This window comes from Deinococcus aerius (assembly GCF_002897375.1).
In the GTDB taxonomy this organism is placed as follows: domain Bacteria; phylum Deinococcota; class Deinococci; order Deinococcales; family Deinococcaceae; genus Deinococcus; species Deinococcus aerius.
The window spans coordinates 35,365-49,878 of sequence record NZ_BFAG01000005.1; the positions used below are offsets into that span (position 1 = coordinate 35,365).

Annotated in this window: 17 protein-coding genes; 3 read left to right on the forward strand and 14 right to left on the reverse strand. The window is 69.9% G+C overall.

Translation table 11 applies throughout. The features are described from left to right. Positions 1-2 precede the first annotated feature (2 nt). Positions 3-482, reverse strand: a complete 480-nt coding sequence (locus DAERI_RS08235) for a hypothetical protein (RefSeq protein WP_103128963.1) — start codon at positions 480-482, stop codon at positions 3-5. 153 nt (positions 483-635) lie between these two features. Here DAERI_RS08235 and DAERI_RS08240 point away from each other — a divergent pair, with 153 nt between their 5' ends. Continuing rightward, positions 636-1,112: a GreA/GreB family elongation factor gene (locus tag DAERI_RS08240; protein WP_103128964.1), complete on the forward strand. Its 477-nt coding sequence runs from the start codon at positions 636-638 to the stop codon at positions 1,110-1,112. Here DAERI_RS08240 and DAERI_RS08245 read toward each other — a convergent pair. Beyond that, positions 1,102-2,229 (reverse strand): PQQ-dependent sugar dehydrogenase, encoded by a 1,128-nt coding sequence (locus DAERI_RS08245; protein WP_103128965.1) that lies wholly within the window; start codon positions 2,227-2,229, stop codon positions 1,102-1,104. The genes DAERI_RS08240 and DAERI_RS08245 overlap by 11 nt on opposite strands. A 104-nt stretch (positions 2,230-2,333) precedes the next feature. Between DAERI_RS08245 and DAERI_RS08250 the strand changes: the two genes are divergently transcribed. Continuing rightward, positions 2,334-2,678, forward strand: coding sequence for a hypothetical protein (locus DAERI_RS08250; protein ID WP_103128966.1), 345 nt, complete (start codon positions 2,334-2,336; stop codon positions 2,676-2,678). Then, positions 2,675-3,175 carry a hypothetical protein gene (locus DAERI_RS08255; RefSeq protein WP_133161990.1) on the forward strand — a complete coding sequence of 167 codons (501 nt, stop codon included), beginning with the start codon at positions 2,675-2,677 and terminating at the stop codon, positions 3,173-3,175. Before DAERI_RS08250 ends, DAERI_RS08255 begins: the two co-directional genes overlap by 4 nt. A gap of 9 nt (positions 3,176-3,184) precedes the next feature. Here the strand turns inward: DAERI_RS08255 and der are convergent, their stop codons facing one another. From der to DAERI_RS08315, 12 genes are all read right to left on the reverse strand, one after another. Then, positions 3,185-4,510 carry a ribosome biogenesis GTPase Der gene (der, locus tag DAERI_RS08260; RefSeq protein ID WP_103128968.1) on the reverse strand — a complete coding sequence of 442 codons (1,326 nt, stop codon included), beginning with the start codon at positions 4,508-4,510 and terminating at the stop codon, positions 3,185-3,187. A 522-nt stretch (positions 4,511-5,032) separates the two neighbouring features. After that, on the reverse strand, positions 5,033-5,749 hold the full coding sequence (locus DAERI_RS08265; protein WP_133161991.1) for a hypothetical protein: 717 nt from the start codon (positions 5,747-5,749) through the stop codon (positions 5,033-5,035). A 93-nt stretch (positions 5,750-5,842) separates the two neighbouring features. Beyond that, positions 5,843-6,223 carry an MGMT family protein gene (locus tag DAERI_RS08270; RefSeq protein WP_103128970.1) on the reverse strand — a complete coding sequence of 127 codons (381 nt, stop codon included), beginning with the start codon at positions 6,221-6,223 and terminating at the stop codon, positions 5,843-5,845. Further along, a complete protein-coding gene (locus DAERI_RS08275; RefSeq protein WP_103128971.1) occupies positions 6,213-6,698 on the reverse strand; it encodes a DinB family protein in 486 nt (161 codons plus the stop codon). Before DAERI_RS08275 ends, DAERI_RS08270 begins: the two co-directional genes overlap by 11 nt. A 46-nt stretch (positions 6,699-6,744) precedes the next feature. Next, positions 6,745-7,611 carry a menaquinone biosynthetic enzyme MqnA/MqnD family protein gene (locus tag DAERI_RS08280; RefSeq protein WP_103128972.1) on the reverse strand — a complete coding sequence of 289 codons (867 nt, stop codon included), beginning with the start codon at positions 7,609-7,611 and terminating at the stop codon, positions 6,745-6,747. Positions 7,612-7,729: 118 nt separating this feature from the next. Then, positions 7,730-8,071 (reverse strand): nuclear transport factor 2 family protein, encoded by a 342-nt coding sequence (locus DAERI_RS08285; protein ID WP_103128973.1) that lies wholly within the window; start codon positions 8,069-8,071, stop codon positions 7,730-7,732. Position 8,072: 1 nt separating this feature from the next. After that, complete coding sequence (mqnE, locus tag DAERI_RS08290; RefSeq protein WP_103128974.1) at positions 8,073-9,203, reverse strand: aminofutalosine synthase MqnE; 1,131 nt, start codon at positions 9,201-9,203, stop codon at positions 8,073-8,075. Positions 9,204-9,212: 9 nt separating this feature from the next. Further along, on the reverse strand, positions 9,213-10,397 hold the full coding sequence (cax, locus tag DAERI_RS08295) for a calcium/proton exchanger (protein WP_235610307.1): 1,185 nt from the start codon (positions 10,395-10,397) through the stop codon (positions 9,213-9,215). Between the two features lie 113 nt (positions 10,398-10,510). After that, positions 10,511-11,866, reverse strand: a complete 1,356-nt coding sequence (locus DAERI_RS08300) for a TldD/PmbA family protein (protein ID WP_103128975.1) — start codon at positions 11,864-11,866, stop codon at positions 10,511-10,513. After that, positions 11,863-13,257: a TldD/PmbA family protein gene (locus DAERI_RS08305; protein WP_103128976.1), complete on the reverse strand. Its 1,395-nt coding sequence runs from the start codon at positions 13,255-13,257 to the stop codon at positions 11,863-11,865. The genes DAERI_RS08300 and DAERI_RS08305 overlap by 4 nt, the downstream gene beginning before the upstream one ends. Then, positions 13,247-13,888 carry a winged helix-turn-helix domain-containing protein gene (locus tag DAERI_RS08310; RefSeq protein WP_103128977.1) on the reverse strand — a complete coding sequence of 214 codons (642 nt, stop codon included), beginning with the start codon at positions 13,886-13,888 and terminating at the stop codon, positions 13,247-13,249. The genes DAERI_RS08305 and DAERI_RS08310 overlap by 11 nt, the downstream gene beginning before the upstream one ends. A gap of 71 nt (positions 13,889-13,959) precedes the next feature. Further along, on the reverse strand, positions 13,960-14,511 hold the full coding sequence (locus tag DAERI_RS08315) for a GNAT family N-acetyltransferase (RefSeq protein WP_103128978.1): 552 nt from the start codon (positions 14,509-14,511) through the stop codon (positions 13,960-13,962). Between the last annotated feature and the right edge of the window lie 3 nt (positions 14,512-14,514).

A 14,514-nucleotide genomic window follows, 5' to 3' on the forward strand; every position in this document is an offset into this window, starting at 1 on the left:
CCTCACAGCCCTGGAATTGGCACCGCCACCGGCCGGATCGTCTGCCCCTGCCCCTCGGCGGTGTTCAGCAGGTAGGTCGTCTGGGTGTTGAGATTCTGAATCCCCTGCTCGTTGAAGCGGCCCGTCTTCAGGTCGTTACCCACCTGCGTCAGCGACTTCTGGTAGCCCGGCAGCAGCGAGCCGATGCGTTGCAGGAAGGGGTCTTGCGTGTTGCGGGTCATCTTGATGGCCGAGTTGACCTGATAGGCGGCGAAGGCCAGCGCCAGGCCCGCCTTGACGATGGCGGAGCGCTGACCGGGGGCGCCCGCCTGGAACTTGTACTGGCGGTACGGCTTCCAGACCCAGGTGTTGAAGGCGTAGTAGGCGGCACCGAGGTGAAAGACGAACTTCGCCTTCTCGAACGCGGTGGCCTGGGCGGGCTGGGTCGGGGCGGCGACGAGCAGGGCTCCCGTCAGGATCAGGGCGGGACGCGCGTGTTTCATGGCCGGAAGTCTCACGGCTGACCGGGCGGGGATGGATGAAGGGCGGGTGGACGGGGCTTGGGAAACTCGGCGCAGGGCTGGACAGGTTTCCCAACCTCGTCCGTTCCCGCCGCCGGCCTATGGCACAATGCGCGCACCTGAAACGAGGCCCCGGTGACCCAGAAGATCGAACTGACCCAGAACGGTTTTGAACGCCTCCAGCGGACCCTGGCGCACGAGTACGAGCGGCTGGACGAGGCCCGGCGTGTGGTGCAGGAGCAGATGCACGCCAACGAGAACGAGAACCTGGGGCTGGAGGCCGCCCAGCGCGAGGTGATGGCGATTCAGGGGCGCATCGCCGAGATCGAGGACAGCCTCGCGCGGGCTACCATCATCGAGCGGGCCGGGAACGGGGATGACCGGGCCGCCCTGGGCGCGGTGGTCACGCTGCTCGACGTGGATACGGGCCGCGAGCTGCGCCTGCAACTCGTGAATCCGCTGGAGGCTTCCGCCGTGGCGGGCGAGCTGCCGCGCGTCAGCACCGAGAGCCCGGTGGGGCGGGAACTGCTGGGGCGCCGGGCGGGGGAGACGTTCACGGTGAACCTGGGGCGGCGGCAGGCGAACTACCGCCTGCTGAGCGTCAGCGGCTGAGCCTCAGAATCCGGCCCGTTCCGTACTCGGCCACGTACAGTTCCCCGGCCTCGTCCTCCCCGAAGGTCGAGGGGTTCTGCACGTTGCCGATCCTGGCCTTGCTCCAGGTCTGCCCACCCATGCGCGAGGCCCAGACGTTGCCGCTGCCGAAGTCGGCGAAGACGTACTGGCCCTTCAGGGCGGGGATGGCGCCCCCGCGGTACACGTACCCGCCCGTGATGCTCTGGCCCTCGTCGCGGCCATATTGCAGCACGGGGTCGGTAAGGCCCTGGGTCCGGCAGATATCCGCGTCGTAGCAGGTCCGGGCCTCCCGGATGCGCCAGCCGTAGTTCTCGCCACCCTTGCTCGCGCGGGGCTGGCGGTTGACCTCCTCGAACGAGTTCTGGCCCACATCGGCGATGATGAGGTCGCCCGTCGCCCGGTCGAAGGAGAAACGCCAGGGGTTGCGCAGGCCGTACGCCCAGATGTTGGGGTTGGCGCCCTGCCGGTTCAGGAAGGGATTGCCGGGGGCGGGCTTGGCGGCGTCCCCCCGCACGTCGAAGCGCAGGATTTTCCCCAGCGGCGTGCCCAGCTTCTGCCCGTTGCCCTGCGGATCGCCCCCCGACCCGCCGTCCCCCAGCCCCAGGTACAGGAAGCCGTCGGGGCCGAAGGCGAGCTGCCCGCCGTTGTGGTTGGCAAAGGGCTGCTGGGCCGTGAAGAGCGTTTTCGCGCTGGCAGGATCGGCCCGCGCAAAGTCGGGGGTGGCGGTGTACCGCGCGAGGACCGTGTCCCCACCCCGGTCCGTGTAATGGACGTACAGGCGGCGATTCGTCTTGTAGTTCGGGTCGAAGGCGAGGCCCAGCAGGCCGCGCTCCCCGCCCGCGCTCGTCCGGTTGCTCACGTCGAGGAAGGGCGCGGCCCGGACCCTCCCGTTCTGAATCACGCGCACCTGGCCGCCTTGCAGGGTGGCGTACAGCCTCCCCGAGCCGTCGCCCGCGTGAGTTAGGGTCGTGACCCCTTCCAGCCCGCTCACGAAGGGGACGAAGCGAACCAGGGGCACGTTGTTCTGTGCGCCGACGGAGACGGCCAGCAGGGCGGTGCCGAGGACCAGCGCGGCGCGGCGAAGTCGGGGGGACATGAATCAGTGTGGCCTGACCCTGTGGGGAACGACTGTAACGGGGCAAACGGGCCTGCGCAGGAAGGGGAAGGCCCGAAGCCTCTCCCGGGCGGGTACGCTGGGGCATGACTCCTCCCCAGGCCCTCGAGAAGTACCGCGCCCCCGGTCCCGACCGCCTGCGCCTCTACGCCGTGCTCTTCGCCCTGCTCGTGCTGACCGCCGTGCTGGGGCGCGGGCGGCCCGGCGACCTCGGCGTGTGGGAGACATTGCGGCGCAGCGCCTTTGCCCGGGTGATGTTCATGGACATCGGCGTGCTGAGTACCCTGGGCGCCCTGTACCTCGTGTTGAAGGGCCGGACGCGGGTGCGCCTCCCCGCTGCCCTCGCCGCCCTGTTCATCGGCAGCTTCGCGCTGCTGCCCGCCCTCGCCTGGGAGGACTGGGCAGCGCTGCGGGAGGAGAGGCCGGAGTGACCGGGGAAGGAGGTTCGGCCTCCCCCTCGCGCCGGGTGCTGAATGGGGCGGCGCTCGCCGTCCTCCTGGGCACGCTGCTCTGGCTGGCGTACCTCTGGACGGCCATCCCCGAACGGCTGCCCCTGCGGACGAATCTGGCCTCCCCGCCCACCGAGGGGGGGAAGGAACGGCTGTTGATCCTGCCGCTGGTCATGCTGTTCCTCTATGTCCTGCTCTCGTATACCGAGAGGACGGGCGCCCTCAACCTGCCCGACCTGGGCTCGCCCGAGCGCAACCGGGCCGCCGCGCGGGAGGTCTCGGCAGGTCTGAAGTTCGGCTGCGTCACTCTCCTCGCGCTGGGAATACTCCGGATGCTGGCCTCGTCACCCGCCGCGCCGCCCGGGGTGGTGGGGTCATTGTTCGCCTGCGTGGGCGGTGTGGGTGCCCTCTTGCTCGTCGCGTCGGCACCGCCGGTAAATGGACGAAGGCCGCCCAGGAGTGTGGACGGCCTCCGCTGACGGGCCAGCCTATGCCTCCGCCGCCTCGCCCTTCTTGCCCCTCTTGTACGGGCCCTTCTCCTTCCACTTCAGGCGCACCGGCACCCCGGCGAGTTGCAAATCCTCCCGAATCCGGTTCTGGAGGAAGCCCTCGTACGCCCGGGTCACGAAGTCGGCGCGGTTGCAGAAGATGGCAAAGGTGGGCGGGGCCGTCTCCACCTGCGTCATGAAGTACATCTTGAGCTTCTTGCCGCCGAAGTTGGGCACGGCCTGGCGCATCTGCCAGATTTCCAGCCAGCGGTTGAGTTCGGCGGTCGGGATGCGGCTCTGCCACTTCTCGTGGAGCTTCATCGCCTCGGCGAGCATGTCGTGGATGCCGTAGTCGTTGATCGCCGATGTATACACGCGCGGCGCGTAGGAGATGTGGTGAAGCTTCTGGTTCAGCTCCTTTTCCGTGCGCTTGAGTTCCTCGTCGGGCACGAGGTCCCACTTGTTCACGACCACGACCACGGGTTTGCCGCTGGCGTAGGCGAGGTTGGCGAGCTTGAGTTCGTGGTCGCCGATCTCGGTCGCGTTCACCACCAGCCAGATCAGGTCGCTGCGCTCGATGGCCGCCTCGCTGCGCTGGATCGAGTATTCCTCGATGGCCGTGTCCGGCTTGCGCCGGATGCCCGCCGTGTCCACCAGCACGAAGCGTTGCCCGCCGTAGTTCCACTCCACGTCGAGGCTGTCGCGGGTCGTTCCTGGTTGGTCGGCCACGATGGCCCGCTCGCTCTGGGTGATCGCGTTCAGCAGGCTCGACTTGCCCACGTTCGGGCGCCCGATGAGCGAGATGCGGATGGGCGCGATCTCCGGCACGTCCTCGTCGTCGGCGGGGAGGTGCGCCATCACCCGCTCCATCAGGTCATCCAGGCCGCGGGCGTGTTCGGCGCTGATCGCCACCGGGTCGCCGAAGCCCAGGCCCCACAGTTCGGCCATATACACGTCGTGCTTGGGGCTGTCGATCTTGTTCGCGGCCACGATCACCGGCTTGCCGAGTTTCCGCAGCCACTCGGCCACCTCGTAGTCGGCGGCGGACAGCCCCTCGCGCGGGTCGAGGACGAAGATCACGGCCTGCGCGCCCTCCATCGCCCACTCGGCCTTCTCGCGGATGGCCTGTTCCCACTCGTCGCCGCTCCAGAGCCCGCCCGTGTCCACCAGCGTGATGCGGTGGTTGTGGTAGAGCATCAGCCCTTCCTTGGCATCCCGCGTCACGCCCGGGAAGTCGGCCACCACGGCCTCACGCCGCCCCACCAGACGGTTGAACAGACTGGACTTGCCGACATTGGGTCGGCCCACAATCGCCACTTTATGCATGTTCGACGCTCCTTTCGGTGCCGAACCCCTCCGGCGTCAGGAGGAGGTTCGCCGCTGCCCGCCGCCCTGTTCAGGCTGGCCGGGCCATAGGTGAAGAAGTATAACTCCGACCTATCAGAGGAAAGGTGACGTTCTTGACTCGGGCAGGCACCCGAGGGGAGAACCGGACGAATGGATTTGAAGGAATTGTCCTCTACCTGTGGCTGGCTCCAACGTCCTCTCTATCCGTTCTGGTGCCCCGAGGCACCCACTCCGAGCAGCCCCCCGCACACACGGGAGTGGGTGGCAAAAGCCCGGATGCCGGAGGAAAACCAATGCTTATCCAGCTTTCGGCTGCATAAGTTGACTTCCCCTGCATCTCACGCTATCTTTTCTCCATCACCGCCCGAAGAGGCGGCTTTTTTGTGCCCATGCGGGTCTTCCAAAGAGGAATGCCGCCCTGGACGACCGGGCGGCACTCCTCTTGATCCTTCTGGCCGGACGGTTCCGAGCCCACCCCTCCGTCCACGGGTCGCGGTCGCCCTAGCGAGTTCCGCCGTCGGTCGTGCCCTCGCTGGTGCTGTTCTGCGGGGTCGTCTCACCCGTGCTGCCGCCCTGCTGGGTGCTCTCGGTGGTGCCGGACGAGGACTCGCCCGCGTCGCCGCCCGCCGCCCCGCGCTCGTCGGTGGCCCCTGCCGCCGTGCCCGTGCCCTGATCGGTGCTGCCGGAGCTGGCGTTGCCCGCCGGGGAACCGCCCGTCGTGCCGCCCGCCGCCTCGCCCTCCCCGGCGGAGGCGGCGGCTGAGTTGGCGTTGCTGGCGCCGCTGGTGGTTCCGCCCGCCGCGCCCGAGGGGGGATTCGTGGCGTCCTCGGAGACGAGGTCGCTGCCCGTCTGGCCGTCGCCCGTCATGGTCTCGCGGGTGCCCTGAGTGGGGGTGCCCACCTGTCCGTTGGGACCCTCGCCCGGCGTCTGGGCACCCTGAGCGGCAGCGCCCTCATTCCCCTGGGCCGCGCCGCTCTGGCCCGCCGTGCCCGACTGCGTTCCCTGGGTGGCCTGGCCTCCCGATGTTCCGGCCGATTCCCCCGCTGCGGCGGGCGCGGCGATGGTGCCCTCGGCGCTGGGGGCCGCCTCCCCCTGCGCCTTGCCCAAGCGGGGCGCGATGATCAGGAGCGCAACTCCCAGAATCAGGCCGAGCGTCACGCCCAGCATCCAGGACGCCACGTCCCCCGCCACCCACCGGCTGTGCCTCGTTCGCTTCATGGGGTCAGGATACGCCCCGTTCCCGAGGACCTTGCGCTCCGAATTCCTTCACCCGCACGTGATGGGGCGCACATGCCGCCGCCCCACCCGTCCTTACAACAGGGTGTCCGGTGGGGCGTCCCGGCCCTCCTCGGGCGGCCACCATTGCAGCCGGGCGAGGTCGCAGCGGCCCGACTCGTCGAAGATGACCCCCTCGGCCTCCAGCAGCCGCTCCTGCATGTCCCCGAAGCCGAGCTTGTGGGTGCTGACCCGGCCCTGCGCGTTGATCACCCGCTGCCAGGGGAGGTCCGAGCCCCCCGCCAGGCTGCCCAGCACAAAGCCCGCCAGCCGTGCCCCCCCCGGCCCGGGTCGCCCGGCGAGGAGCGCGAGTTGCCCGTAGGTCATCACCCGGCCCGGCGGAATGCGGGCCACCAGGGCGAGGACCCGCTCCCGGAAGGTCCCCTCCGGCACGTTCTCCGGCCCCTCACTCGCCACGGAGCGGCCCCCACATCGCGTCCTCGTCGGGGAGGGGGAAGCCGTTCACCTTGAGGGCGAGCAGCATCTGGCCCCGGTGGTGGGCGTCGTGCGCGAGCATGTGCAGCAGGAACTGCCCGGTGCTGGGGTGGGAGAGGTGCCCGGTGCCCTCCGCGCTCAGGGCGGTGTGGAGGGCCGCGGTCCACACCGCGCGCAGTGCCTGCGCCGCCCGGGCCGGGTCCTCCTGGGCCACGAAGGCGTCCTGGCGGGTGTCGTCGTACAGGATGGGCAGGGGGGAGGCCGCCCCCTCGTCCAGTTGCAGGAGCCAGAAGCGGGTCGTGCCCGCGATGTGGGCGAGATGCTGCCCCACCGTCATGCCGCCCCCCGGCGTGACCGCCCCCATCATCTCCGGCGTGAGGTGGCCGCACAGAACGTCGTTCACGCGGCTGTTCGCCTCCACCGCCGTTTCGAGCATCGCCTTGGTTTCCGGGTTCATGTTCCCAGCCTACCCGCAGAGGCGGACGGGGAGTGTCCGCTTGGCGTCAGGCGGGGGGCAGGACGCTCTCCCGCCGTTCCCCCGGCCTCGGCCCGAAGCGCAGCGGCGCGTGCCCCGGCACCGCCAGCGCCGCGAACTCGCCCAGCCCCAGGCGGTCGGGCGCCTCCAGGTGGTAGCGGAAGTTCCAGAGGTAGTGCTGCACGACCCGCTCGGGCAGCCCCAGTTTGAGCGCATGACGCGCCGCCACCTCGGCCAGGTGCCCGATCCCCTCGCGCCGCGCCTCGCGCATCGCCCGCACGAGTTCGGGCGGGGGCGGCGCGTCCCTGCGGTACGCCCACACCGCGAACACGAAGGGGTGCCCCGTCAGCCGGAACCACTCCTCCGCGAGGTCGGTGACGGTGATGCCCCGGCCCGTGTGCGGCAGGCTGGTCATCGTCGTCTCGGGGGTCAGCGGCCCGGCCACCGCGTACCACTCGCGCAGGGCGCTGTCGCCGATCCGCAGCACCCCGTCGTAGCCCGAGGCCAGCAGTTCCTCCGCCCCGCCCTCCGCCCGTTCCAGGGTGGGGGAGAGGCCCCGCGCCGCCAGCACGACCTCCAGCAGCGCCACGCTCGTCGCGCTCTGGGCCGTCAGCGCCACCCGCCGCAGCGCCGGGAGCGGCGCGGTGTGGAAGAGGTTCACCGAGTACACCGGCCCCAGCACCGCCACGGAGAAGTCGGGCAGCGCCTCCAGCCGGTCCGCGTTGCGGATGAACTCCACCGCGCTGATGTTGGCGATGTCCACCCGGCCTTCCAGCAGGGCTGCGTTCATCTCGGTCGGCACGCCCGTCACTGCCGTCACGCCGATCGGCAGCACCAGCCGGTCGAGAATGGGGGCGACGTTGGTGTAGTGAATCCAGCCCGCGCGGTAGGTCATGGGCGGCGCTCCGCGCGGTGGGTGGGGAGTGAGAAGTGGGAAGTGGGAAAAGCACGGCCAGGGCAGAGAGCGGGGGCCAAAGCACCCACTGACCACGGGCCACTCCCCACTCCCCCCCTCACGGCACCACCTGCGCGCTGACCGCCCGCCACTCGCCCGCCCGCCGCGCATAGACCCGCAGGAAGCTCTGCACCCGCCTGCCGTCGGCGTACAACGTGCCGCGCGTGATCGCCGTGTCGCCGAAGACGCGGGCCGCGTGGCGCTCGTACATCAGGGCGGCGGGGGGGTTGTGGCGCATCCCCTCCAGCAGGTCAGGCTTGAACACCACCCGTCCGTCGGGAAAAAAGGCCATCCAGTCGTCGGCGAGGATCATCGCCATCCTCCCGGGGTCGCGGTGGTGATAGGCCGCGTTCCAGGCGTCGTCGAGGGCGAGCACGGCGTCGAGGTCGTCCGCAGGCACACTAGTCCGCCGCCTCCGCCGCGGGTTTCGGGAAGACTTCCAGCTCGTTGTAGTAGGCGTCGCGCAGCACGGGAAGGCGCCCCGCGTGCTGGATCATCCGCACCATGCCCGCCTGCGAGAGGGCCATGGGTGAGGTCGCCCCCGCCGCGTGCGCGATGTGTTCCTCCTGAATGGTGCCGTCGATGTCGGACACGCCCCAGTCCAGGCTCACCTGGGTCAGCTCCGAGCCGATCATCACCCAATAGCCCTTGATGTGCGGGAAGTTGTCGAGGTAGAGCCGGGCGACGGCGAGATTCCGCAGGTCGTCCAGCCCGGTCGTGAAGTCGGTCTTGCCGAGGTTCTGCGCGAGCGTGTTTCCGAGCGGCTGGAAGGCGAGGGGGATAAAGGCGTGGAAGCCGCCCGTCTCGTCCTGAAGGTCGCGCAGGCGGTGCATGTGGTCCAGCCGCTCCTCCAGCGTCTCGATGTGACCGTAGAGCATGGTGGCGTTCGTCCGCATCCCCAGCGAGTGCGCTTCCCGGTGAATCTGGAGCCACTTCTCGGCCTTCACCTTGTTCTTCGCCACCTGACGGCGTACCCGGTCGGCGAAGATTTCCGCCCCGCCGCCCGGCATCGCCGCCAGGCCCGCCGCCTGGAGTTCACGCAGCACCTCCAGCGTGGGCTTCTTGCTGATCTTGCTCAGGTGCTCGATCTCCGCCGCCGTGAACGCCTTGACCTGAAGCTCGGGGAACTCCGCGCGCAGCCGCCGCACCATCTCGGGGTAGTAGTCCCACGGGTGGTTGGGGTGGTGCCCGCTGCTCATGTGGAGTTCCGTGATGCCGGGGAGGTAGCGGCGCCGGACCTGCTCGACCACTTCCTCCGGCGAGTAGTCCCAGGCCCGCTCCTCGCCCTTGCGGGCGGCGAAGGCGCAGAAGGTGCAGCCCACATAGCAGATGTTGGTGAACTCCAGCCGCATGGAGTGGACGAAGTACACCTTGTCCCCGTGTAGCCGCTCCTTTTGCAGGTTCGCCAGCCGCATCAGGCCGTTGAGGTCGCGGGTGTGGTAGAGCCGCATTCCCTCGTCGAACGAGAGACGCTCGCCCGCCTCCACCTTCTCGGCGACCGGGGCGAGGCTTGGGTCACGCAGCCACTTCATAGGGGGAGTCTATGCCGGGAAGGGGGAGGGAAGTGTCCCGGCTGGAGGACTGGCCGCCAGCGGGTGAAGAACAGCCGGACCCTGGAGCGCCCCTGGCCGCCCCTCCGTCCCCTGCGGCGTCACGAAGAAGAAGGCCAGCGCCAGCAGCAGGTACACGGCGAGCAGCAGCACGCCCTCGAACCACGTCGCCTCGCCGTCCCTCGTCACGGTGGACACCGTCAGGGCGACGGCCACGATGGCGACGAGTTCCAGCGGGCTGGAAAAGACCAGATTCATGGGCTTTCCGATGAAGTACGAGATCAGCACGAGCAGCGGCGCGGTGAAGAGGGCCACCTGAATGGTCGCGCCGACCGCGATGTTGATCGCCAGCCCGATCTTGCCCTGCCGCGCGAAGTAGCTTCCGGCGATGTACTCGGCGAAGTTGCCCACCACCGCCAGCACGATGATGCCCAGGAAGAAGGGGCTGAGGCCCAGCGTGCTGCTCGTGGCCTCCAGGGCGCCGGAGAGCATCTCGGATTCCAGGGCGATCAGCGCGGTGCCGCCGACCAGCACGGCGCCCGCCTGCCAGACGGGCCACAGCGGGCCGTGGTGCTCTTCCCCCTCGTCCAGCGCGAACACATCCCGGTGCGTGACGAGCGTATAGACGAGGTTCAACGCGTACACGACGATCAGCACGATGGCGACGCCCAGGCTGAGGTACTCCTCCAGGTTCTGCCGCAGGATCTCGCCCCCTGCCGTGAAGGCGGGAAGGCGCTCGGTGTAGTCGAACAGCGCCGGGATCAGGAGGGCGATCACGACCAGGAAGAGCATGGAGTTGAGCTGACCGGCATTCTCGCCGCTGAACTTCTGGCGGGCACGTCCGAAGCTGCCGATCAATATGGCGAGCCCCAGCCCCAGCAGCGCATTGCCGATGATGCTGCCGGTGATCTGCGCCTTGACGACGGTGATATTGCCCCCCAGCAGCACGAAGATGGCGATGATGAGTTCCGCCAGGTTGCCGAAGGTGACGTTGAGCAGCCCGCCGATGGTCTGCCCGGCCCGCGCCGCGACCTGCTCGGTGGCCTTCCGCAGCCAGTCGGCGAGCGGGATGATGGCGACCGTCGCGGTGGCGAAGACCCACAGCGGCGGCGCCCGGAACACGTACTCCAGCAGCAGGCTGATCGGAATGAAGATCAGCAACAGATTCATGACCATGGGGGGAGTTTAAGGGCCAGGTGGCGTCTTCCGGCCCGGGGGTGGGGGAGCGGTGAACGTTCGGCTGGGAGGGAGAGGGCCTGTTTTTGACCCCCACCCCCGCGCTGACCGGCCTACGCCCCGCCCACCGCCAGTGCCCCCACCCGCACGTCGGGCGCGGCCACGGCGTACTGGGTCTCGTGCAGCTCGTTGCCGACGGCCTCGATGCCCGCCAGCAGGTCGAGGATGTTCCCCGCCACGGTAAAGACCTCCAGCGGGTGCCGGACCTCGCCGTCTTCCACCCAGAAGCCCTCGGCCTGGAGGGAGAAGTCGCCGGTAACGGGGTTGGCGCCCGCGTGCCCGCCGGAGACGCCCGTGACGCGCACGCCGGTGAGGCCGGAAGCGACGGCAGTTCCCTCCGTCCCGCCCGGTTGCAGGATCAGATTGCTGGGGGCCACGCCCACCGTGCCCTGAATACCGTAGCGGGCGGCGTGACCGGTGCTCGTCGTGCCTGCCCGGGCGGCGGTCTGCGCGTTGTGCATGAAGGCGGCGAGCTTCCCGTTCTCGATCAGCGTCAGGGGCGCGCTCGGGCAGCCCTCGGCGTCGAAGGCGCGCGAGTTCAGGCCGCGCGGCAGGGTGGGGTCGTCGATCAGGGTGACGAGCGGGCTGGCGATCGTCTCGCCCAGACGCCCGGCCAGCGGGCTCTTGCCCTCCTCGACCATCTTGCCGCTGAACATGCCGGAGAAGAGGGCGAGCAGTTCGCCCAGGCACTCCCCGCTGACCACGGCAGGGAAGGTGCCGCTGGGGGCGGGTTTGGCACCGAGCAGGGCGAGGGCCTTTTCCACCGCCGAGAGGGCCGTGCGGGTGGGGTCGAGTTCGGTGAACTCGCGGGTGAACTGCCAGTCCCCCTTCATCTTGTTCTGCCCGTCCTCGCTCACGAGGGGGTAGGCATACTGCATGGCGTGCAGTTCGCGCGCCTCGCGCTCCAGGCCCTCGGTGTTGCCGACGAGGCGCTGGGCGTCGCTGTCGGAGTAGCCGCCGTAGGGCAGGCTGGTCACGCGCGGGTCGGCCTCCCGCGCCGCGCGGTCGAGTTCGAGGGCCACGCCCACCTTCTGCTCGACCGTCACGCCGCTCAGGCCCTCGCCGTACAGGTCCAGCGCGGGGGGTGGGGGCCAGTTTTGCAGGCCCGCCCCGGGCTCCGGCGCGACGAGTTCGGCGTTCTCGACCGCGCTGTCCAGCGCCCGGTCCAGGGCAGGCCGCGACAGGTTCTCCGTGAAGCTGTACCCCCACGCGCCCTTCACCAGTGCCCGCAGCGCCACGCCCTGCCGCGCGGAGAGCTTGAACTCGCTGACCTCGCCCTGAAAAGCCTTCACGCCCGTGGACGTGCCCCGCTCGCCGTACACCTCCAGCGTCACCCCGCGCTCCCGGGCACGGCCCAGCAGGTAGGCGCGGGCCTGGTCGAGACTGAGTTGTTCGGTCGTTGCGGTCATGCGCGCCCTCCCACGGTGATTTCGGAGATCAGGATGTGTGGCTGGCCCACGTCGGTCGGCAGGGAGCCGGACACGCTGCCGCACATCCCCTGCCCCAGCGCCAGGTCACCCGCCACGCCCACGATGTTCCTCAGGTCCTGCGCCCCGTTGCCCACGAGTGAGGCGCCCCGCAGCGGCTCAGCAATCTCGCCATTTCGAATCATGTACGCCTCGTCCACCGCGAAGTTGTAGTCCCCGGTGCCGGGCGTCACGCTGCCGCCGCCCATCCGCCGGGCGTAGATGCCGAGGGGGACCTGGCGGATCAGGCTCTCGGGTGTCTCGCTCCCCTTGTCGATGAAGGTCGAGCGCATCCGGCTCGCGGGCGCGTAGGTGTAGTTCTGCCGCCGCCCGCTGCCCGTGCGTTTGTGCCCGGTCTTCAGCTCGCCCACCCGGTCCACCATGAAGGACTTCAGCACGCCGTTCTCGATCAGGACCGTGCGCTCGCCCGGCATCCCCTCGTCGTCCACGGTGACCATACCCCACGAGCCGGGGATGGTGCCGTCGTCGATGGCGCTCACCGATTCGTGGGCGATCTTCTGCCCCAGCTTGTCGGCGAACACGCTGGCGTTCTTCTCCACGGCGGTCGTCTCCAGGATGTGCCCGCAGGCCTCGTGGAAGATCACGCCGCCGAACTCGTTGCCGATCACGACGGGCAGTTTCCCGGCGGGGGCGTATCCCGCGCGCAGCATCGCGTTCGCTATCCGGGCCGCCTCCGCGCCGATGCTCTCGGGCGTCACCGTGTCGAAGAATTCCAGGCCCTGCCCGGCGCCGGGGCCATAGCGCCCCGTCTCGCGCAGGGTGCCGTCCTGCGCGATAGCGCTGACGGAGAGGCGCGTCCACACCCGCTCGTCCTCGGCCCACACGCCCTCGGAGTTGGCGATCAGCACCCGCTGCACCCGGTCGAGGTAGTTCACGTCCACCGTCTTCACGTCCCCGACCCCCGCCGCGCCCCCGTGTGCCCGGCGCATCAGGGCGAGCTTGTCGCGCTTGGCGGCGTGCAGGGGATGCTCGCGGGCCACGTAGAGAGGCCCCGCGTCCAGGCGGCGGAAGTCCAGGCCGCCCGCACCCGCCCGGTTCGTCTCACCCGCCCCGCCGCGCGCCCGGGCGACCTGGTCGGCCAGGTCGCGCAGCCCGGTTTCGGTCACGTCGTTCGTGTAGGCGTAGACGACGCGGGAGCCGTACAGCAGCCGCAGCCCCGCCCCGAACAGGTTCCCGCCGCCCGCGTCCTTCACCTCGCCCTGGTGCAGGCGCAGGGTGGTCGAGACCGTGTCTTCCACAAAGAGTTCCGCGAAGTCCGCGCCGCCCGAGCGGGCGAGGGTGAGGACTTCGCGGGCGAGGCTTTCATTCAGCATGGGTGGGCCTTTCTGTGCTGGCGAGGGGCAGCATCGTCCCCGGGAACCCCAGCAGGGAGAGGGTGAAATAGCGCGCCCCCGGCGCGTCCGGGTCCGCCTCGGCGACGGCCGAAAACACCTCCCACGCCTGCTCGCAGGCCCGCTCGAAGGCAGCGGGCGTGAGGCGCACCATCCGCACCAGGGCGCGGGGGCTGTGGGGAGGGGAGGAGGGCTGGGTGCTCGTCCGCATCGCCCCCGGGCGCAGGTCGAACAGCAGACCCTCCGGCAGGTGTTCGGAAAGGTCGAGTTCCGCCGCCGCCAGGAAGGCATCGGTGAGGGCGGCCAGGAAGGGCTGCACCACGTCCCGGCGCAGCAGCCCCCGCAACTCGGGCGCCAGCACGAAGCGGTCGGCGACCGGCTTCCACCTGCGCCCCCGCCCGCCCTCCTGACTCGGAACGAGCAGCCCCAGCGCGGCGAGCCTCCGCACGTGGTACGAGACGCGCGGCGCAGGTTCCCCCAGCTTGCGCGCCGCCTCGCTCGCCGTGGCCCCGCCGCGGAACTGCACGAGCAGGTGTCCCCCGTAGCGCACGTCGGTCAGGGCCGCGAGCTGGGCCTCGTTCCGAACGATGTACGTCGTGGGTGCGGGGGACACGCCCCCTACTGTGGCGCCTCCCCCTTTCAAAGGAAAGCCGGTTTGTTGAAAAAACGGGCCCGGCCCTCCCGCTAGGCCATTTCGCTCAGCCGCTCCCGCACCCCCGGCCACTCCTCCCGGATGACCGAGTACATCACCGTGTCGCGCAGGGTGCCGTCGGGCCGCCGCAGGTGCCGCCGCAGCACGCCCTCGCGCACGGCGCCGAGCTTCTCGATGGCGCGCTGGCTGCGGGTGTTCAGGATGTCGGTCTTGATCTGCACGCGCTCCATGCCCAGCTCCTCGAAGGCGTGGGCGAGCATCAGGCGCTTCATCCGGCGATTGACACCCGAGCCGTGCCAGCGGGGGTGCAGCCAGGTCCAGCCGATCTCCAGACCGGCGTGGGCAGGGCGAATATCGCCGTAGCGCGTGCTCCCCGCCAGTTCGCCGCCCACCTCGATCACGAGGGGCATGGCGTCGGGGGCCTCCAGCGCCGCCGTGTAGTAGGCGGGGGAACTGGGGGGCGAGCCCATCAGCCGCAGTTCTTCCGCACAACTTTCGGCCAGCGCGCAGAGGGCCGGGATGTCCTCTTCCGCCAGGGGCCGCAGGGTGAGGTTTCCATCCGTCAGGGTGAGGCCATGCCGCATGGG